The following is an 18773-nucleotide window of genomic DNA, read 5'->3' on the forward strand; positions in this document are numbered from 1 at the left end:
ACTGAAGTCATCGTTAGAACCTGGTAAATACCAACAGAACCCGTGAACGCAGCGGCTACCCTAAGAGTCGGGGAATAAGTGAAATGGGGGCTTGCCAAGGTGGGATGCGGTGCCGGTGGGTTCTGACGCTCGAGACGGACACACGCCGAAAGTCGTGTTGGTGACCGGTGCGAGTCGCTTCTTCGGCGGCAACGTGGTGGCGCGTCTCGCACAGGACCCCGACATCGACCGCATCATCGCCGTCGACACGATGACCCCGAGCCGAGAGTTGCAGCGGCGCATGGGCCGTGCCGAATTCGTCCGGGCTGACATCCGAAATCCGTTGATCCGCAAGGTGATCGATGGTGGCGCGGTGGACACCGTTGTGCACGCCGCGGTGCTGGCCAGGCCGCCGGCCGGGGCCGGGCGCGCGGTGATGAAGGATCTCAACGTGCTCGGCGCGATGCAGTTGTTCGCGGTCTGCCAGAAGGCGCCGACGGTGCGCCGGGTCGTCGTGCGTTCCTCCTCGGCCGTGTACGGCTGCAGCGCGAAGGACCCCGCGAAATTCACCGAGGAAATGAGCGCGCGCACGCCGCCACGTGGTGAGTTCGCGCGCGACATGATCGACATCGAGGGTTTCGTGCGCGGGCTCGCGCGGCGGCGTCCCGATATCGCCACCGCCATCCTGCGTTTCGCGCCGATCGTCGGACCGCGGCTGGCGAGCCGCGGCGTGCAATACCTCCGCTCGCCGATCACCCCGACGGTGTTCGGCCGCGACGCGCGCATGCAATTGCTGCACGAGCAGGACGCGGTCGCGGCGCTGGCGCACGCCGCGCTCACCGGCCGCGCAGGCACCTACAACATCGCCGGTGACGGCGCGCTCGCCCTGTCCCAGGCGGTGCGGCGGGCCGGCCGTATCGAACTTCCGGTGCCGTTCGCGCTGTTCCGGACCGCGGGCCGGGTGCTGATGGGTCCGGTGATGCGCGAATTCACCGGTGAACAGCTCGACTACTTCCATTTCGGCTGTGGCCTCGACACCACCCGGATGCGCGCCGAACTCGGGTTCGTGCCGCGCTGGACGACGGTGCAGGCCTTCGACGACTTCATCGGGGGCGCAGCGTTGCGGCCCGTAGTCGATCCCGCGTGGATCGATGCCGCAGAAAACAAACTGCTCGGCCTGCTCGGGGCCGGTACGGGAGCACAGCAATGAACGATGTAGCGAAGGTCATTCAACTCCACGACATGCAGGACGAGGCGCGTCCGCGGCCGACCGCCCGGCGCTGGCCGGAGCAGGCGCATGGCGAAGCGCCCAGCCCGGTGACCTCGCTGACCGATCGGTTGGCGGCCACCGAACCGCCTGCGGCGCAGTCGCTCTCGGAGCTGGTGCGCGGCGCGCTCGGCAAGCAGATCGGCAAGACCGCCGATTTCGCCCGGCGCCGGATCACCGGCGACTACCAGGTCGATGAGTTCGGATTCGACGAGCACCTGCTCGAGTCGGTCATCCTGCCCGCGCTGCGCCCGATGTCGGAGCTGTGGTTCCGGGTGCAGGTCAGCGGCATGGAGAACATTCCGGAGGTGGGTGGCGCGCTGATCGTGGCCAACCACGCGGGCACCATTCCGCTGGACGGGCTGATGCTGCAGCTGGCCATCCACGACCGGCACCCCAAGCAGCGGGCGCTACGCCTGCTTGCCGCCGACCTGATCTTCGAAACGCCAGTGCTCGGCGCGCTGGCCCGTAAGGCCGGACACACCCTCGCCTGCCGCGAGGACGCCGAACGGTTGCTGCGCTCCGGCGAACTCACCGGGGTCTTCCCCGAAGGCTTCAAGGGCGTCGGTAAGCAGTTCGCCGACCGCTACAAGCTGCAGCGGTTCGGCCGCGGCGGTTTCGTGGCCGCCGCGGTGCGCACCGGCGTGCCGATCATCCCGTGCTCCATCGTCGGCTCCGAGGAGATCTATCCGAAGCTGGCCGACCTGCAACCGCTCGCGCGGCTGCTCGGCCTGCCGTACTTCCCGGTGACGCCGCTGTTCCCGCTGCTCGGCCCGCTCGGCGCGCTGCCGCTGCCGTCGAAGTGGTACATCGAATTCGGCACCCCGATCCCGACCACCGGCTACGAGCCGGAGGCGGCCGACGATCCGATGACCATGTTCGAGGTCACCGACCAGGTCCGCGAGACCATCCAGTCGACGCTCTACAAGCTGCTCACCAAGCGCCGCAATCCTTTTACGGGCTGACCAGCCCCTGAGATTCGAGTGAACGGAGTCGAGCAGCCCGCGCCTACAGTCAATCCGTCGTCCCGGCGAGCGCCGGGCACCAGTCGGTAAACCCCTCGGCCGCACTGGTTTCCGGCGTTCGCCGGACCGACGGGCGCCGTGACCATCACCGCTGTCGGTGACCGGAAAGCGGCCGAACCAACGGGGGAGCGGGCTGCGATCGGCGTGCGCTGCTCAGTGATCTCGGCGCCGGGTAACCGCCGCGGCCACCGCACCGCCCGCCGCGCCGAGCGCCAAAGCCGTTGGCACGCCGATCTTCGCGGCCTTGCGTCCGGTGCGGAAGTCGCGAATCTCCCAGCCCCGATTCTTGGCCACCTCGCGCAGATCCGAATCCGGGTTGATCGCGACCGCGGTGCCGACCAGCGACAGCATCGGCACATCGTTGTGACTGTCCGAGTACGCGGTACAACGCTTGAGGTTCAACCCTTCTCGGATCGCCAGCGTGCGCACCGCGTGCGCCTTGCCCAGCCCGTGCAGGATGTCGCCGACCAGTCGCCCGGTGAACTTGCCGTCCACGCTTTCGGCCACCGTGCCGAGCGCGCCGGTGAGCCCGAGTCGCTTGGCGATCACCTGGGCCAGCTCGACCGGCGTCGCGGTGACCAGCCAGACCTGCTGGCCCGCGTCGAGGTGCATCTGCGCGAGAGCCCTTGTGCCCGGCCAGATCTTGTCGGCGATGATCTCGTCGTAGATCTCTTCGCCGAGCGCGGCCAGCTCGGCGGTGGGGCGCCCGGCGATGAACTCCAGGGCCTTCTCCTTGCCGCTGGCCATGTCGGAGCTGTTCTCCCGCCCGGTAACCCGGAACTTGACCTGCTTCCAGGCCACGTCGACCAGGTCGGAGGTCTTGAAGTACTTGCGCGCGGCCAGACCTCGGGCGAAGTGCACGATCGACGCGCCCTGCACCATCGTGTTGTCCACGTCGAAGAAGGCCGCCGCGGTCAGATCGCGCGGCACCTCGGGACCGGTGAGATCGCGCTCCGCGAGTGCCAATTCCGCGTCGTGCAAGGACAATGCGGCATTCGCGCTTGCCTCGCCCGCCAGATTGGCCCGCAGCTCTTCCTCGCTGGGGCCGAAGGGGCTGCGCGGGATGCGGGCGAGCTGATCCTGCAGGCCCTCACCGATCGCGCCCAGATTCCACCGCGCCGGAAACTCGCCGAATCGTCCCGCGATGAATCCGGCCCTTGCCACCTTCGATCGTTCCGGCACCGATACCTCCGCCCGTCGCGCGAACCACGTCCACAGTAACCGGGACGGCCGACAGTCATCGCAGTACCTGGCAGACCGATTCGGGCGTGGCGAGGGGATTTAATATCCGTCATGACCAATCCCACACATTCGGTGACCCTGTTGACCAGATCCGGCTGTGGCATGTGCGCGACCGCGCTGGACCAGCTGCGGGTGATCTGCGCCGATTTCGGCATCGAGCCGGACACGCTGGATGTCGACGAGGCCGCCGCCACCGATCCTGGCCTGCGCGCGGAGTTCGGCGACCGGTTGCCGGTGGTGCTGCTCAACGGTCGTGAGCACAGCTATTTCGACGTGGACGAGGCCCGATTGCGGGCCGACCTGAGCCGCTGAGGGGTAGCGATGACTGTCCGTTTCCGCCGCAGCGCTGGTCGCGGCGGAAAATGAGGCCAATTTCACCGACTTTGTGAAGGGCTGCACAAGCAGTTACGGTGGTGGCACGCGGACCCGCTTGCCGAGGCTGCGGGCCCACCGCGTAAAGACACCCAGCATTCCGACACTTCGACCATGGCACCGGACCGTCCCGGGCCAGAGGTCCAGCGACGAACCGGAACCCCGATCGGGCCGGAACGAGGAGCCGACGACGTGACAGAGCAGCATGAGGCGCCGGGCGGCGTCTCCGGCAGGGCTCTGCAGAAGGACATCCCGCAGGCCACCGTCGCGCGTCTGGCGACCTATCTCCGGGTCCTCGCCACGTTGGCCGACGAGGGTGTTGCCATCGTATCGAGTGAGGAACTCGCTGTCGCGGCGGGTGTCAATTCGGCGAAGTTGCGCAAGGACCTTTCCTTCCTCGGACCCAATGGCGTACGGGGTGTCGGCTATGACGTAGCCAGGCTGAGGACAAGGATCGAGGATGTGCTCGGCCTGTCGCAGGGACACCGCGTGGTACTCGTCGGCGCCGGGAATCTCGGCCGGGCCCTGGTCGGCTACGGCGGATTCCAGCGGCGTGGCTTCACCGTGGTCGGCATCTTCGACAATCACCCCGACGTGATCGGCCTTCCGGTCGCCGGTTTGGTGGTGTGCGATGTCGCCGGGCTGGCCGAGGCGGTCGCCGCGCTCGAGCCGACCATCGCGGTCATCACCGTGCCCGACGACGCGGCCCAGGACGCCTGCGACCGACTGGTCGCCGCCGGGCTGCAATCCATTCTCAGCTTCGCGCCCTGTGAACTGGTCGCGCCCGCCACGGTCGAACTGCGCCGGGTGGATCTCGCGGTCGAACTGCAGATGCTGTCGTTCGAGCGAGTGCGCAACGCGGACAACGCCTCCGAGGCCGTCGCGACGACCACCGGACCCCCGCGCCCCGCCAGCCGGATCAGCCACCGCGCGCCCACCGCGCACACCTCGGCCGTACATCAGGCCCTCAAGCATTCGGCAGCCGCGCATACGGCGTCCTCGCACACGGCAACGGAGCCAAGCAGCAAGGGATCGGTGGTCAGTCCATGAGTGTTCTTCTGGTCGGGATTTCGCACAGGAGTGCGCCCGTCTCGGTGCTGGAGAAGGTCGCCATCGCCGACGCCGACCGTCCCAAGCTGATCGACCGCATGCTCACCTCGAGCCATGTCTCCGAGGCGATGATCGTCTCGACCTGCAATCGGGTCGAGGTCTACGCCGTAGTCGACGCCTTCCACGGCGGTCTCGCCGAGGTCGGCGACCTACTCACCAAGCATTCCGGGCTGCCGCTGCCCGACCTGACCAAGCACGCCTACGTTCGCTACAGCGAGGCCGCCGCCGAGCACCTGTTCGCGGTGGCCAGCGGGCTCGACTCGATGGTGATCGGCGAGCAGCAGGTGCTCAGCCAGATCCGCGGCGCCTACGCCTCCGCCGACGCGCAGCAGGCGGTCGGGCGCACCCTGCACGAGCTGGCCCAGCACGCGCTGCGGGTCGGCAAGCGGGTGCACTCGGAGACCGGAATCGACCGGGCCGGAGCGTCGGTCGTGTCGGTGGCGCTGGATCGGGCGCAGCAGGTCGTCGGCTCGCTGGCCGGCCGGACTGCCGTCGTTGTCGGCGCCGGCGCGATGGGCAGCCTTGCGGTGGCGCATCTTTCGCGTGCAGGCATCGGCCGGATCATCGTGGTGAACCGGACCATCGCGCGGGCCGCGCGGCTGGCCGAGACCGCTGGCACGTACGGGGTCGCCGCCGAGGCGATGGAACTTTCCCGGCTCACCGAGGCGATGGCCGCGGCTGACGTGGTCATCACCTGTACCGGCGCGGTCGGCAACGTGGTGACGCTGGCCGACACGCACCGGGCACTGACCGAGCGTGAGCGCGGCACCGAATTCGCCACCACGGAACGGCCGTTGGTGTTCTGCGACCTCGGCCTGCCCCGCGACGTCGAGCACACCGTCGCCGGGCTGCCCGGCGTGACGGTCATCGACATCGAGACGTTGCAGCGCGACCCCGCCGCTGGCGCGGCCGCCGACGACACCGCCGCGGCCCGCGCGATCGTGGCCGACGAGCTCGCCAAGTACCTGACCGGCCAGCGGATGGCCGAGGTCACCCCGACCGTCGCCGCGCTGCGCCAGCGCGCCGCCGAGGTGGTCGAAGCCGAACTGCTGCGGCTGGATTCGCGGCTGCCGAGCCTGGCCGACCCGGAGCGCGACGAGGTGGCCCGCACGGTGCGCCGGGTGGTCGACAAGCTGCTGCACGCGCCGACGGTGCGGGTCAAGCAGCTGGCCTCCACCCCGGGCGGCGACAGCTACGCCGAGGCGCTGCGCGAGCTGTTCGAGCTGAAACCGGGTGCGGCGCAGGCGGTTGCCACGCCGATGGAGATCTCCGCGATCGGTGACCACGCCGGCATGTTGCTCACCGACGCCGATATCGCCCTCGCCGACGACTTCACCGCGAGCCATCGCGGCGACGAACAGGGGCAACCCGCATGACGAAACGAAGGGTCGGCATGACCGCGCCGAGCACCTGTGCGGTGCGGGCATGACACTGGTGCAGGAAGAGGACAACGTGACGGCAGGCAGCATCGGCGCGCCGTGGCGGATCGGCACGCGCGGCAGCTTGCTCGCGCTCACCCAGGCCGGCACCATCCGCGACGCGCTGGTCGCCGCGGGCCACGAGGCCGAGCTGATCGTCGTCAAGACCGCCGGTGACCTGTCGTCCGAGCCGGTGCAGCAGATCGGTGTCGGGGTGTTCACCTCCGCGCTGCGCGACGAGCTGGCCGCCGGGAACATCGACATCGCGGTGCACTCCTACAAGGACCTGCCGACCGCGCAGGACCCGCGCTTCACCATCGCCGCCATCCCGCCCCGCGCGGATCCGCGCGACGCGCTCGTCGCCCGCGACGGGCTGGTGCTCGGCGAACTGCCCGCCGGCTCGCGGGTCGGCACCTCCGCGCCGCGGCGGGCCTCGCAGCTGCGTGCACTCGGCCTCGGTCTCGACATCGTCGCGTTGCGCGGCAACCTGGACACCCGCCTGCGCAAGGTCAGCGAGGGCGAGCTCGACGCGGTCGTTGTCGCCAGAGCCGGCCTGGCCAGAATCGGCAGACTCGACGCGGTGACCGAGGCATTGGAGCCGGTGCAGATGCTCCCGGCGCCGGGCCAGGGTGCGTTGGCTGTCGAATGTCGCAGTGACGACAGCGAACTCATCGAGGTGCTCACCGCGCTCGACGACGCCGCGACCCGTGCGTCGATCATCGCCGAGCGGGCATTGCTCGCTGAACTCGAGGCAGGCTGCACCGCGCCGATCGGCGCGCTCGCCGAGGTGGTCGAGTCCATCGATGAGGACGGACGGATCTTCGACGAGCTCTCGCTGCGCGGTTGCGCGGCGGCCGTCGACGGTTCCGACACGGTCCGTGCCTCGGTAGTCGGCTCGCCCGCCAACGCGGACGAACTCGGCCGGGCACTGGCCCGCGAACTCCTCGACATGGGCGCGCGCGAACTACTCAGCGTTGCCGAACCCGGGCCAAGCGCCCCCGAACCGGAATCCGGTTCGAATACACAGGCGGTGAATGCGCCCGCCTCAGACTTCACCCAACCCAGCCCAATGGAGAACAACCAATGAGCGAGCGCAGCGAGCGATTCATGACACAGTGCGCACCGCGCATGACGGAACCGAGCGCCAGCGAGGTGGAGGCATGAGCGAGCGACAGCGAGCGAATCATCAACACAGCGCGCCTCCGCGCATGACGGAGCCGAGCGTTAGCGAGGTGCAGTCATGAGCGGACGAACTACTAAGAAGCAGCCAGGTCGGATCCTTTTCGTCGGGTCAGGTCCCGGCGACCCGGCGTTGCTCACCGTGCGCGCCCGCGAGGTGATCGGCCGCGCGACACTGGCGTTCACCGATCCCGACGTCGACAAGGGCGTGCTCGCCCTGATCGGCACCGCGGTCGAGCCCGGCGAGGACGGTGAGCGTCCGGTGGACGTGCGCCCCGCGCTCGGCGAGCCCGCCGAGGTGGCCAAGACGCTGATCGCCGAGGCGCGCAACGGCCACGACGTGGTCCGCGTCGTCGCCGGTGACCCGTTGACGACCGACTCGGTGATCGCCGAGGTCAACGCGGTCACCCGCTCGCACATGGTGTTCGAGGTGCTGCCCGGCCTGCCTAACGGTTCGGCCGTGCCGAGCTACGCGGGCATCGCGCTCGGCTCCGGGCACACCGAGGCCGACGTGCGCGGCGAGGTCGACTGGGCCGCGCTTGCCGCCGCCCCAGGACCTCTTGTGCTGCACGCGACCTCGGGCCACCTGGCCGAAACCGCGAGCGCCCTTGTCGAACACGGCCTGGCACCGCAGACCCCGGTCGCGGTGACCGTGCGCGGCACCACCAGGCAGCAGCGCACCATCGAGGCCACCCTGGCCACGTTGAACAGCGCCGCCTCCGAGCTGGTCGGCCCGCTGGTGGTGACCATCGGCAAGGTGGTCGCGTCGCGCTCGAAGATGTCCTGGTGGGAGTCGCGCGCGCTGTACGGCTGGACCGTGCTCGTGCCGCGCACCAAGGATCAGGCCGGCGAGATGAGCGAGCGGCTGGTCACCCACGGCGCCATTCCGATGGAGGTGCCGACGATCGCGGTCGAGCCGCCGCGCAGCCCCGCCCAGATGGAGCGCGCGGTCAAGGGTCTGGTCGACGGCCGCTACCAGTGGGTGGTGTTCACCTCCACCAACGCGGTGCGCGCGGTGTGGGAGAAGTTCGCCGAATTCGGTTTGGACGCAAGGGCTTTCTCCGGCGTGAAGATCGCCTGCGTCGGCGAGGCCACCGCGGACAAGGTGCGCTCGTTCGGCATCAACCCCGAGCTGGTGCCGAGCGGTGAACAGTCCTCCGAGGGCCTGCTCGCCGACTTCCCGCCCTACGACGACGTTTTCGACCCGGTGAACCGAGTCCTGTTGCCGCGCGCCGACATTGCCACCGAGACGCTGGCCGAGGGTCTGCGCGACCGCGGTTGGGAGATCGACGATGTCACCGCCTACCGCACGGTGCGCGCCTCGCCGCCGCCAGCGGAGACCCGCGAGATGATCAAGACCGGCGGTTTCGACGCGGTCCTGTTCACCTCGTCCTCCACGGTCCGCAACCTGGTCGGCATCGCGGGCAAGCCGCACGCGCGCACCATCGTCGCGTGCATCGGCCCCAAGACCGCCGAAACGGCCATCGAATTCGGTCTGCGCGTCGACGTGCAGCCCGAGGTCGCCCAGGTCGGCCCGCTGGTCGAGGCGCTCGCGGAGCACGCGGCCCGGCTGCGCGCCGAGGGGCTGCTGCCCCCGCCGCGCAAGAAGAGCCGCCGCAGCCGCTGAACCGAGCATCGATGACACCGTCGGCCGCTTGTGGTCGTCGCGTAAGCCCGTCGTCAGGTGGATGCTTCGGCTCAGCGGCCGCTGCGCGAAAGCCCTAGTACCGCTTACGCATCAGCACGCGCACCATATTGCAGGTGAGGTCGGACGGCGGGCGAATGCCGACGACCTCGGCGGTGTGCCGGATGCGCTTGTTGTTGGCGTTGCTCGGGGTGTAGACACCCGAATCGAGCAGCGCGATGGTCAGGCGCATCGCCTTGAGCTTGCGGTTGTGGCGGACGTACCACGACCGCGGGCGCCCAGCGGGCAGCCGCTGCTTCTCCAGCGGTGTGTAGGGACGATCGATGAGGACGGTCTTCGTCGCGGGCACAGGCTTTCCTCCCGTTGCGATCGGGGACTCGGCGAGCCCCCTCGAACACTGTTTCGATTATATCGGAGGGCACCGACAAAAACCGCTGGCCGCAAGGGTTTTGACGAACGCGATCCTCAGATGTCGTGCAGCAGTTGCAACGACTGCGCGTGGCCGAGCGCGGCGGCGCGTTCCAGCAAGCGCCTGGCCTCCTGCTGGGCCGGTGTCCGCCCGGTGGCGATCGCCGCGGCCGCCCGAAGCACGCCCGGCTCGGTCAGCTCGCCGGTGAACGGATAGACATCCTGTTCGCGCAGGAACAGCGCCAGATGGAACATCGAATCGGGATCGCCCGCCTCGGCCCCGCGGCGCAGCCAGTGCTCGCCCGCCGCGGTGTCACCGTGATCGAGATGCAGCGAGCCGAGAATCGCCATGGCGTCGGCGCGCCCACGGCGGACCGCCTCGGTGAGCAGTTCGACGGCCCGTTGGAGATCGCCGCGTCTGGCCACATAGAGGCCCAAAGTCCGCATGGCCGTTGGGTTTCCGGCGCTGGCCGCGCGCTCGTACCACTGCTCGGCCTCGTCGTTGCTTCCCCGCCGATTGGCCACGACGCCCATATTGCACAACGCCTCCGGCGACCCCGCCTCGGCCGCGGGTCGCAGCCAGCGTTCGGCCTCGTCGATATTGCCGCGCTCCAAATGCAGCAGGCCGAGTTGTAGATCCGCGCCAGCACAGCCGGCCGCGATCGCCGACTCCAGCCAGCGGACCGCCTCGGCGATCCGGCCGTGCGTGCCGAACAACAGGCCGAGATCGGCCATCGCGGTCGCACTGCCGCGCTCGGCGGCCCTGCGGAACCACTGCTCGGTTCCGGCCAGATCGTTCGCGTCGCGCAACAGGTGCGCGAGCTGTTCCATGGCACCGAGGTCGCCGCGCTCGGCGATGGTCCGCAGCGTGGCGACCCTGCGGTCGTGTGCGGTCGGCGCCGGATCGGGTCGCGGATCGCGGAACAACTGCAGGCCGAACGGATCCACCGGATGATCGTCGTCAGGTAACTCGCCGCGCTCCCGGCTGGCGATGGATTCGTTCCATTCCGCGAACCGGTCGTCGTCGGGTCCGATCTCGACCATCCCGTTGGCGATGGTCCCGTCCGGCTGCTTGCCCTGCCACGGAATCAACAGCCGCCCGTCGGCCAGCCGACGGGCACCCGACGCAGGGTCTGTCATCACGGACCTTTCAGGCAGTGTCGGACGTGTCATAGCCGTGCGAATCGGCGTAATCGGCGAGCTGGGATTCGTAGCTGCTCAGGCTGTCGAGCAACCAGGTGTCTCCAGTGTCCTTCACCACCACGATCGGCCCCTTGGTGCCCGGCGCGAGTACCGGCGAGGCGCCGTCGGCGTACCAGGACGTGGTCGACCAGGGGAACACGAACGCCCAGCCGACATCGGAGACGTGCCCCTGCGGTCCGAGCTGGAACGGGTCGACCGGAATGGCGAAACGGTCACTGTGCTGCGCGAGCAGATGCCGGGCGCTGTTGCGCGCGACCCGGATATCCCACGGGCCCGTCGAGGTATTCGGGAACGGCAGCGTCGCGTCGGGCATCGCGCTCAGCTGCCGTCCTGCCGCCGCCGTGACCTGGCACGGCCTGCTCTGCAGCCGCAGGAAAATGGTGTGCGCGGTGTCGGAGAAGCGCAGCTGCACGGTGGCGTCCTCGGTGTGGCCGACCAGGTGCCTGCCGAGGCTCTGCGCCATCTCGTGCTCGTCCGGTGCCATGCCCAGGTCGTCGAAGGCGCGCCTGGCCACCGTCATCAGCTCGGGCTCGGCCAGCTGCCGTGCGATGAACTCGACGCGGAAAGTCTGCCGACTGCCGTCGGCGGCGCGCCACGCACGCAGTGTCGTCTCCGGTGGTGTGAGTCCACCGGTGAGCACCGGCCACCAGTCCGAAAGTAGTACCGCCACCCACGACTCGAAGTCGGCGGCTCGGGCCAGCGAGATTTCGGTGTGCGGTTCGGTCATGCTGTCCCCCAGGGGGTCTCGCCCTCCTGTCGGAGTATGCGCCATCGGCCTGCGCGACAGGTGTGATTTCGCGCACCGTTACCTTCGATCCAGGGTCTGTCGGGTCGGTTTGTGCATGCTGTCCAAGGCGTTCAGTTACTGTCGTGGCGAAACGCCCAGCTCCGACGCGGCGGTGCCGAGGCACCCTCCGTGCGAGCCGCCGGGTGCTCGCGACAGCTCCCGGCGCCGGGCGTATGGTGCGGTTATGACCGGATTGGACCGCCCGCGGCGGTTGCGCCGTACCCCCGCAATGCGTCGTCTCGTGGCCGAAACCACGCTGGAGCCACGGCAATTGGTATTGCCGATGTTCGTCGCGGACGGCCTGGAGGAGGCGCGGGAGATCAGCTCGATGCCCGGCGTTTACCAGCATTCGATGGACTCGCTACGCAAGGCGGCCGTCGAGGCGGTCAATGCGGGTGTCGGCGGGCTGATGCTGTTCGGCGTGCCGCGCCACGAGGACAAGGACGCCACCGGCAGCCAGGGCAGCGACCCGGACGGCATCCTCAACCGCGGCCTGCGCGCGCTGGCCGACGAGGTGGGCGGGTCGACCGTGATCATGGCCGACACCTGTCTCGACGAATTCACCGATCACGGGCACTGCGGGGTCCTCGCCGCGGACGGCTCCGTCGACAACGACGCCACCCTGCACCGCTACGTCGAGATGGCGCTCGCCCAAGCTGCCTCCGGCGCCGACCTGCTCGGGACGAGCGGCATGATGGACGGCCAGGTCGGCGCGATCCGGCGCGGCCTCGACGCGGTCGGCCGCACCGACACCGGCATCCTCGCCTACGCGGTCAAGTACGCCTCGGCGTTCTACGGTCCGTTCCGCGAGGCCGTCGACTCCTCGCTTGAGGGCGACCGGCGCAGCTACCAGCAGGACCCGGCGAACCGCCGCGAGGCGATCCGCGAACTGGAGCTGGATCTGGCCGAGGGCGCGGACATCGTGATGGTGAAACCGGCCATGTCCTACCTCGACATCCTGCGCGACGTCGCCGACCACTCGACGGTCCCGGTCGCGGCCTACCAGATCTCCGGCGAGTACGCGATGATCACCGCCGCCGCCGAGCGCGGCTGGATCGACCGTCGCGGTGCCATCCTCGAGTCGCTCATGGGCATCCGGCGGGCCGGCGCGGACATCGTGCTCACCTACTGGGCCACCGAGGCCGCGCACTGGTTGTCGTGACGAACCTGCCGGGACCGGCCGGCGCGGCGCCCTCGCCAGCGCCGATGCCGGTGGATGTCGGTACCGCCCGGCAATTGTGGTGGGGCGTCATCGGATTCGGCGTTGTCCAGCTGATCGCGTCGGTGGTCGCCGCGCTGTCGCAGCGGCACACCTTCGCCAAGCAGATCTTCGATCAGGCCAGGGAAAAGGACCCGCAGGTCACCCTGGCCAGCGCCGAACTCATGGTCGCGCTGGTCTATGTCGTCGTGGTGTTCATCGGGCTCGGCGTCGCCGTGCTCGCGCTGCTGATCGTGCATCAGTTCGCGCGCGGCAAGCTCTGGGCGCGCACGATCATGACCGTGGTCGGCGCGTGGCTCGTGGTGATCGGGGTCGGCGCGCTGTTCGCGTTCAGCTCGGTGACCGGACCGGCCTCGCTGGTGGCCGGCGGCGCCGCGATCGTGCAAGGGGTGCTCGCCGGCGCGTCGATCTACTTGTCGCACCGCCCGGAAGCAACGGCTTATTTCCAGATGAGCCGACGGTGAACGGTTGACGCCCGAGTTTGTGGGGGCAACGTCGGCATGTATCGTGAGGGTTGTCACAGTGGACATGGGAACCGGTAGTTGTTTGTCAGACGTTGTCTTGCATTGCATGCGGGTAATCGGCAGATGGCTCCGGGGAATCGGAGGCATCAATGCGAGTGGTGATCCAACAGCCGCACAGCATTCGGCGGGAATTGGCCGTGTTGAGCCTGCTGATCCTGTTCGGTTTGCTCACCCTCGCCGTGCTGCTGTTGCCCGGTCTCACTCGCTGATTCCGCGTTCTGCCTTGTCGATTCGCGGTGCTGTAGGTGCCGCGTGACCGACGAACGCGCCCACTCCGCACTGTTCGCCGAGCCAGGTGCCCGGTGGCGCACCGTGGCGTACGGGCCCATTCTGTGCCTGATCATTCTCGCGATCGAAATGGCGACCAGTAGTTCCGTGCACTGGTTCGCCCTTGTCTTCTGCGGCTCGCTGATCGCGATGTTCGTTGTGCTGCAGGTCATCGCGGGGCAGCGCCACGTCAGCGTCGAACTCACCGGCACCACCCTGCGCGACGGCACCGAGACGCTGCCGCTCACCTCGATCGATGCCGTGCTGCCCGAACGCGACGACGACGCATGGGACGACGAGGACTGGGAGGCCGCGCGGGCCCTCGGCGAATTGAGCGGCGTGCCACGGCGCCGCACCGGTATCGGGTTACGCCTGGCCGACGGTAGCCTCGTGCAAGCGTGGGCGAAAGATCATCGGACGCTGCGCACCGAATTGACCGCGGCCATCGGCCAGGCGCCCGAACCCGATCAGCCGTCGGACGATTCAGCACCCGACACCGATGACGAGCACAGCGAGAACGGAGTTGACCGTTGAGGGGATCGAGCACGGTGGCCGCCGTCGAACTCGGCTTGGTGGTGCTCGGGCTGGTCGCCGCGGTACTCAGCTGGCATCACAGCATCCGGACCACCACGTTCGCCGCCATGGGCCAGGCGCCGGAATTCGTCGCGACCCGCTATGTCACCCCGTGGTTGCTGCTCGCCGCGGTCTTGGTCGCGATCGCCGGTCTGCTCGCCATCGATGCGGTCAGTCGTGTGGTGCGCGCTCGCGCTCACTGATCATTCCGCGCAACCGTTTCGGCCCGTCGATCGCGGGAATATCGAGCCAATGAAGCCAACAGTCACCCTCAGGCGGACGCTGCTCGGTGCCGCAGCGGTCGGCATGATCGGCGCGGCAACGGTGGCCCCGGCGGCTGCGGCGCCCGCTGCGGTTTCCCCGGTCCCACCTGCCGCGGTGGTGCCCGTGCTCATCGAGACCCCGCCCTCGCCTCTGCTGCACGTGCTACCGGCCCCGCTGGCCTGCCTGGTAACCACCGGCTTCGCCCTGTGGTGCATCGGTATCACCTAGCGCCACTGCGAAATCAGTTGTTGCGGAGCACGTCAGCGCCGCCGTCGACTAGCGTGCATGAGACGCCGAGCGGCCGACGGCGGCTGCTCCGGCGTTGCCAGGAATACTTCTGTGGCCGTTAGTATTTCGGCCGTCGAATCGGTAACTACCTAGGATTGGGATTGATGAACCGGCTTGCTGTGAAAGTCTGTGCCGCACTGGCGATATCCGCCGCGATCGGGATCGGTGCCGCGCCAGCGGGTGCGAACCCCGGACTTCCGCTCGAGCCCGCGGGCGCGGCCGACACCTCGGTCGGCACCGTCGACGCGCCGGTGCTGGTGCCGGATTCCGGTTCCGCGGGCCCGTACAACGCGTTCATGTGCTATCTGCACACCATTTCGGCCCAGGCGCCGTGCATGTACAGCTGAGCGGCGCTCAGTTCCAGTTCTGGTACATGTCGAGCACGCGGCCGTTGCGGGTGCCAGGGGCATTGACGAAGAGGGTGATCGTCCCGTCGGGATGATCGGCCACCTCCATGATCGCCTGCCGCAGCGACGCGTGCACGCCGCCGTTCTCGTCCTTGTAGATCCCGGTGTCGGCCTTCAGGCCGACACCGATCCGGTTCAGCGGCACGAACATGGTGACGATGGCAGGGATGGGGCCGTCGGCGATCGACTTGGTCTCCTCATGACTCAGTTGCAGGCCGATCCGGTCGGGCTGCGCGACCGGTTCCACCGCAGCGGCGGGTCCGGCGCCGAACACGACGGCCGCGCCGACGAGCGCGGTGGACACAGCAGCACTGAACATGGCAAACCGCATAGAAATCCTCCGGGGCAGATGAATGGTGATGCTCGAGATTACGCATCAGCGATCTCGGCGCGATCAAATACGGCGTAAACAGTGCCCCGGCGTGTTGCGGTCTGCGTCACGCCCACTACAGAGCGCTTGCGAGCCGCGAATGCGCGAGGCCACACCCTGTCGTCGACCGGTTTCGAACGGGCTGAGACACTGGAGGTCGTGAGTTCTTCTCCGCGCGTGACCAGCGCATCGGTGCCGGTTTCCGCTCAGCTCTTCGACCGGGCGTGTTCAGTGATTCCTGGGGGTGTCAACTCCCCGGTGCGTGCCTTCAACTCCGTCGGCGGCACACCGCGATTCATCGCGTCCGCGCACGGCTACACCCTTGTCGACGCGGACGGCAACGAATACGTCGACCTGGTGTGCTCGTGGGGTCCGATGATTCTCGGGCACGCGCACCCCGCCGTCGTCGACGCGGTGCGGCGAGCCGCGGTCGGCGGCCTGTCCTTCGGCGCGCCCACCGAGGCCGAGATCGAGCTGGCCGAGGCCATCATCGAACGCGTCGCCCCGGTCGAACGGGTGCGCCTGGTGAACTCGGGCACCGAGGCGACCATGAGCGCGGTCCGGCTGGCCCGCGGCTACACCGGTCGCGCCAAGATCATCAAGTTCTCCGGCTGCTATCACGGCCACGTCGACGCGCTGCTCGCCGACGCAGGCTCCGGCGTCGCGACCCTCGGCCTGCCGACCTCGCCCGGCGTCACCGGCGCGCAGGCGGCCGACACCATCGTGCTGCCCTACAACGACCTCGACGCCGTCACCGCCGCGTTCGCCGCACACCCCGGCGCGATCGCCTGCGTGATCACCGAGGCCGCCGCGGGCAATATGGGCACGGTGGCGCCGCTGCCAGGCTTCAACGCTGGGCTGCGCAAGCTCACCGCCGACAATGGCGCGCTGCTCATCATGGACGAGGTGATGACCGGGTTCCGGGTGAGCCCGGCGGGCTGGTTCGGCCGCGAGGGCGTCGCCGCCGACCTCTACACCTTCGGCAAGGTGATGAGCGGTGGCCTGCCCGCCGCCGCGTTCGGTGGCCGCACCGAGATCATGAACCACCTGGCCCCGCTCGGCCCGGTCTACCAGGCCGGGACGCTCTCCGGTAACCCCGTCGCCGTCGCCGCCGGCCTCGCCACGCTGCGTGCGGCCGACGACGCGGTGTACGCCGCGCTGGACCGCAACGCGCAGCGGCTCGGCGCGCTGTTCGGCGAATCGCTAAGCGCTGCGGGCGTCGAGCATCAGGTGCAGTTCGCGGGCAATATGGTGAGCGTGTTCTTCGCCGAACGCCCGGTCACCGACTACGCCGCCGCCAAGGCGAGCCAGACCTGGCGCTACCCCGCCTTCTTCCACGCACTGCTCGACGGTGGCGTGTACGCGCCGCCGAGCGCGTTCGAGACGTGGTTCGTCTCCGCGGCACTCGACGAGGACGCGTTCGACCGAATCGCCGCCGCCCTGCCCGCCGCCGCACACGCGGCCGCGGCCGCCACTCCCGAAGGATCCCGCGCGTGAGCTCCGATCACGATCAGCCCGATGCCGACAAGCGCGAGCTAGCCGACTCCGCCACCGATTCCGCCGTTATCGATGCGGGCGCGCACTTCGCCGCCGCATCGGGTCCGGCCGAGCAGATCCCCTCGGTCGAGGAAAACGCCAGCGCCGCAACGGATTCCGAGCAGAAGCCGACTGCTGCCGCGAAGGAGCAGCGGATCCATGACGGCGGCACCGCGGACGTGGAGACGATCGTGCACGTGCTGCGCCACGGCGAGGTGCACAACCCGAACGGGATCCTCTACGGCAGGCTGCCCGGGTTCAGCCTGTCGGTGACGGGTCGGTCGCAAGCCGGTGCCGTCGCGCGGTCGCTGGCCGATCACGATATCGCGGTCGTCATCGCGTCGCCGCTGCAGCGCGCTCAGGAAACCGCGGAACCCATTGCGGCGCAACATCATCTGATCGTGCGGACCGACGAGAACCTGATCGAGGCCGGCAATACCTTCGAGGGCCTTCGGGTCTCCGTCGGCGACGGTGCGCTGCGCAAGCCGAGGCACTGGTGGAAGCTGCGCGATCCGTTCACCCCGTCCTGGGGCGAGCCGTACCTGCAGATCGCGCACCGCATGCTGGCCGCGGTGAACAAGGCGCGGGTCGAGGCGGCCGGGCGCGAGGTGGTGCTGGTGTCGCATCAGCTGCCGGTCTGGACGCTGCGCCGGTTCCTGCAGGGCCAGCGGCTCTGGCACGACCCGAGGCAGCGGCAGTGCTCGCTCGCGTCGCTGACCTCGCTGGTCTATCACGGCGACACGCTCGTCGACATCGTTTACTCCGAGCCCGCCGGTGGTTCGGATCCCTCGGTACACGGCGCATGATCGTTCGCACCGCGTTTGTACGACCGCCCGCCGCATCGGCGCGGCGGGTCGTTCCGGTCCTGCTCGCGTGCGTGGCGTTGATCGCCGCGCTCGCCGGTTGCTCGAGCGGCAAAGACGCGGTGGCCACCGGCGGCACCTTCGAATTCGTCTCGCCCGGCGGCAAAACCGAGATCCTCTACAACCCGCCTAGCTCGCGCGGCACCATCGGCAAGCTGGCCGGACCCGATCTGATGACCGCGGGCAAAACCACCTCGATCGAGGATTACGCGGGCAAGGTCGTGGTACTCAACCTGTGGGGCCAGTGGTGCGGACCCTGCCGCGCGGAGTCGCCCGCGCTCGAAAAGGTCTATGCGGCAACAAAAGACAACGGCGTCGCCTTTCTCGGCATCAACGTCCGTGACCCGCAGCAGGACAAGGCCCAGGACTTCGTCGTCGACAACAAGGTCGGTTATCCGTCCATCTACGACCCGTCCATGCGCACCCTGCTCGCCCTCGGTGGGAATTTCCCGACCAGTGTCATTCCAACCACCCTGATCTTGGATCGTCAGCATCGCGTCGCCGCGGTGTTCCTGCGCCCCCTGTTGGCCGACGATCTGGAACCGATTGTTCGAAACATCGCCTCGGAGGAAGCACAGTGAATCGCGATCGTCGTACCCGTACCCTGCGTGCCTGTCGCCACCGGCAGGGCGCCCGCCGCATCGGTGGTGCCTGGGCCGTGGACGACCGATGGAAGGGCATCGCCACCGTGCCGCGCAGCGTAGCGGCCGCCTCGCTGCTCGACTTCGGCGTGCTGTTCGACGCGACGGAGGAAACCGCCGAGCAGCGCGTTGTGCTGCGCGGCGACACCGAACCGGCCGAGGAGCCGGAGGGGGAGGGCGTGTGAA

General features: G+C 68.8%; 22 protein-coding genes. 17 read left to right on the forward strand and 5 right to left on the reverse strand.

Features of this window, described 5'->3' with window-relative positions:
• The first annotated feature begins 154 nt into the window (after positions 1-154).
• On the forward strand, positions 155-1189 hold the full coding sequence (locus tag OG203_RS28950; protein WP_405168038.1) for an NAD-dependent epimerase/dehydratase family protein: 1035 nt from the start codon (positions 155-157) through the stop codon (positions 1187-1189).
• A complete protein-coding gene (locus tag OG203_RS28955; protein WP_405160416.1) occupies positions 1186-2211 on the forward strand; it encodes a lysophospholipid acyltransferase family protein in 1026 nt (341 codons plus the stop codon). Before OG203_RS28950 ends, OG203_RS28955 begins: the two co-directional genes overlap by 4 nt.
• Before the next feature lie 213 nt (positions 2212-2424).
• Here the strand turns inward: OG203_RS28955 and OG203_RS28960 are convergent, their stop codons facing one another.
• Positions 2425-3378 carry an HAD family hydrolase gene (locus OG203_RS28960; protein ID WP_405168039.1) on the reverse strand — a complete coding sequence of 318 codons (954 nt, stop codon included), beginning with the start codon at positions 3376-3378 and terminating at the stop codon, positions 2425-2427.
• 186 nt (positions 3379-3564) lie between these two features.
• On the opposite strand from OG203_RS28960, the gene OG203_RS28965 reads away from it, so the two are divergent.
• From OG203_RS28965 to OG203_RS28985, 5 genes are all read left to right on the forward strand, one after another.
• Positions 3565-3825, forward strand: coding sequence for a glutaredoxin family protein (locus OG203_RS28965; protein WP_405160417.1), 261 nt, complete (start codon positions 3565-3567; stop codon positions 3823-3825).
• Between the two features lie 252 nt (positions 3826-4077).
• The gene (locus OG203_RS28970; protein WP_405160418.1) at positions 4078-4935 is read left to right on the forward strand and encodes a redox-sensing transcriptional repressor Rex; all 858 of its coding nucleotides are present in this window, start codon (positions 4078-4080) and stop codon (positions 4933-4935) included.
• Positions 4932-6371, forward strand: a complete 1440-nt coding sequence (locus OG203_RS28975) for a glutamyl-tRNA reductase (RefSeq protein ID WP_405160419.1) — start codon at positions 4932-4934, stop codon at positions 6369-6371. The genes OG203_RS28970 and OG203_RS28975 overlap by 4 nt, the downstream gene beginning before the upstream one ends.
• 49 nt (positions 6372-6420) lie before the next feature.
• On the forward strand, positions 6421-7500 hold the full coding sequence (hemC, locus tag OG203_RS28980) for a hydroxymethylbilane synthase (RefSeq protein WP_405160420.1): 1080 nt from the start codon (positions 6421-6423) through the stop codon (positions 7498-7500).
• Positions 7501-7653: 153 nt separating this feature from the next.
• Positions 7654-9219, forward strand: coding sequence for a uroporphyrinogen-III synthase (locus OG203_RS28985; protein ID WP_405160421.1), 1566 nt, complete (start codon positions 7654-7656; stop codon positions 9217-9219).
• A gap of 94 nt (positions 9220-9313) precedes the next feature.
• Here the strand turns inward: OG203_RS28985 and OG203_RS28990 are convergent, their stop codons facing one another.
• The 3 genes from OG203_RS28990 to OG203_RS29000 all read right to left on the reverse strand — a co-directional run bounded on the left by OG203_RS28990 (position 9314) and on the right by OG203_RS29000 (position 11575).
• Positions 9314-9586, reverse strand: a complete 273-nt coding sequence (locus OG203_RS28990; RefSeq protein ID WP_405160422.1) for a hypothetical protein — start codon at positions 9584-9586, stop codon at positions 9314-9316.
• Positions 9587-9702: 116 nt separating this feature from the next.
• A complete protein-coding gene (locus tag OG203_RS28995) occupies positions 9703-10785 on the reverse strand; it encodes a tetratricopeptide repeat protein (protein ID WP_405160423.1) in 1083 nt (360 codons plus the stop codon).
• Positions 10786-10795: 10 nt separating this feature from the next.
• Positions 10796-11575: a hypothetical protein gene (locus tag OG203_RS29000; RefSeq protein WP_405160424.1), complete on the reverse strand. Its 780-nt coding sequence runs from the start codon at positions 11573-11575 to the stop codon at positions 10796-10798.
• A gap of 244 nt (positions 11576-11819) precedes the next feature.
• Between OG203_RS29000 and hemB the strand changes: the two genes are divergently transcribed.
• From hemB to OG203_RS29030, 6 genes are all read left to right on the forward strand, one after another.
• Positions 11820-12797 (forward strand): porphobilinogen synthase, encoded by a 978-nt coding sequence (gene hemB, locus OG203_RS29005; RefSeq protein WP_405160425.1) that lies wholly within the window; start codon positions 11820-11822, stop codon positions 12795-12797.
• Positions 12794-13318, forward strand: a complete 525-nt coding sequence (locus tag OG203_RS29010) for a hypothetical protein (RefSeq protein ID WP_405160426.1) — start codon at positions 12794-12796, stop codon at positions 13316-13318. Before hemB ends, OG203_RS29010 begins: the two co-directional genes overlap by 4 nt.
• Before the next feature lie 312 nt (positions 13319-13630).
• Positions 13631-14179: a hypothetical protein gene (locus OG203_RS29015; RefSeq protein WP_405160427.1), complete on the forward strand. Its 549-nt coding sequence runs from the start codon at positions 13631-13633 to the stop codon at positions 14177-14179.
• Positions 14176-14421 (forward strand): hypothetical protein, encoded by a 246-nt coding sequence (locus tag OG203_RS29020; RefSeq protein ID WP_405160428.1) that lies wholly within the window; start codon positions 14176-14178, stop codon positions 14419-14421. Before OG203_RS29015 ends, OG203_RS29020 begins: the two co-directional genes overlap by 4 nt.
• Before the next feature lie 49 nt (positions 14422-14470).
• On the forward strand, positions 14471-14710 hold the full coding sequence (locus tag OG203_RS29025) for a hypothetical protein (RefSeq protein WP_405160429.1): 240 nt from the start codon (positions 14471-14473) through the stop codon (positions 14708-14710).
• Between the two features lie 164 nt (positions 14711-14874).
• The gene (locus OG203_RS29030) at positions 14875-15117 is read left to right on the forward strand and encodes a hypothetical protein (RefSeq protein ID WP_405160430.1); all 243 of its coding nucleotides are present in this window, start codon (positions 14875-14877) and stop codon (positions 15115-15117) included.
• Positions 15118-15124: 7 nt separating this feature from the next.
• Here OG203_RS29030 and OG203_RS29035 read toward each other — a convergent pair whose 3' ends face one another.
• Positions 15125-15496 (reverse strand): hypothetical protein, encoded by a 372-nt coding sequence (locus OG203_RS29035; protein WP_405160431.1) that lies wholly within the window; start codon positions 15494-15496, stop codon positions 15125-15127.
• A 210-nt stretch (positions 15497-15706) separates the two neighbouring features.
• Between OG203_RS29035 and hemL the strand changes: the two genes are divergently transcribed.
• The 4 genes from hemL (at position 15707) to OG203_RS29055 (ending at position 18772) form a co-directional block, all read left to right on the forward strand.
• The gene (gene hemL, locus OG203_RS29040; RefSeq protein WP_405160432.1) at positions 15707-17044 is read left to right on the forward strand and encodes a glutamate-1-semialdehyde 2,1-aminomutase; all 1338 of its coding nucleotides are present in this window, start codon (positions 15707-15709) and stop codon (positions 17042-17044) included.
• 194 nt (positions 17045-17238) lie between these two features.
• On the forward strand, positions 17239-17889 hold the full coding sequence (locus OG203_RS29045) for a histidine phosphatase family protein (protein ID WP_405168040.1): 651 nt from the start codon (positions 17239-17241) through the stop codon (positions 17887-17889).
• Positions 17886-18527: a TlpA disulfide reductase family protein gene (locus OG203_RS29050; RefSeq protein WP_405160433.1), complete on the forward strand. Its 642-nt coding sequence runs from the start codon at positions 17886-17888 to the stop codon at positions 18525-18527. Before OG203_RS29045 ends, OG203_RS29050 begins: the two co-directional genes overlap by 4 nt.
• Positions 18524-18772 (forward strand): hypothetical protein, encoded by a 249-nt coding sequence (locus OG203_RS29055; protein ID WP_405160434.1) that lies wholly within the window; start codon positions 18524-18526, stop codon positions 18770-18772. Before OG203_RS29050 ends, OG203_RS29055 begins: the two co-directional genes overlap by 4 nt.
• Position 18773 lies beyond the last annotated feature (1 nt).

The organism is Nocardia sp. NBC_01499, assembly GCF_045040275.1.
GTDB lineage: Bacteria > Actinomycetota > Actinomycetes > Mycobacteriales > Mycobacteriaceae > Nocardia.

Bases quoted from the DNA above. Each gene is read 5' to 3' on its own strand.
- OG203_RS28955 (WP_405160416.1), top strand. From the start codon at position 1,186: ATGAACGATGTAGCGAAGGTCATTCAACTCCACGACATGCAGGACGAG.
- OG203_RS28965 (WP_405160417.1), top strand. From the start codon at position 3,565: ATGACCAATCCCACACATTCGGTGACCCTGTTGACCAGATCCGGCTGT.
- OG203_RS28975 (WP_405160419.1), top strand. From the start codon at position 4,932: ATGAGTGTTCTTCTGGTCGGGATTTCGCACAGGAGTGCGCCCGTCTCG.
- hemC (WP_405160420.1), top strand. From the start codon at position 6,421: ATGACACTGGTGCAGGAAGAGGACAACGTGACGGCAGGCAGCATCGGC.
- OG203_RS28985 (WP_405160421.1), top strand. From the start codon at position 7,654: ATGAGCGGACGAACTACTAAGAAGCAGCCAGGTCGGATCCTTTTCGTC.
- OG203_RS28995 (WP_405160423.1), bottom strand. From the start codon at position 10,785: ATGACAGACCCTGCGTCGGGTGCCCGTCGGCTGGCCGACGGGCGGCTG.
- OG203_RS29000 (WP_405160424.1), bottom strand. From the start codon at position 11,575: ATGACCGAACCGCACACCGAAATCTCGCTGGCCCGAGCCGCCGACTTC.
- hemB (WP_405160425.1), top strand. From the start codon at position 11,820: ATGACCGGATTGGACCGCCCGCGGCGGTTGCGCCGTACCCCCGCAATG.
- OG203_RS29025 (WP_405160429.1), top strand. From the start codon at position 14,471: ATGAAGCCAACAGTCACCCTCAGGCGGACGCTGCTCGGTGCCGCAGCG.
- OG203_RS29030 (WP_405160430.1), top strand. From the start codon at position 14,875: ATGAACCGGCTTGCTGTGAAAGTCTGTGCCGCACTGGCGATATCCGCC.
- OG203_RS29035 (WP_405160431.1), bottom strand. From the start codon at position 15,496: ATGTTCAGTGCTGCTGTGTCCACCGCGCTCGTCGGCGCGGCCGTCGTG.
- OG203_RS29050 (WP_405160433.1), top strand. From the start codon at position 17,886: ATGATCGTTCGCACCGCGTTTGTACGACCGCCCGCCGCATCGGCGCGG.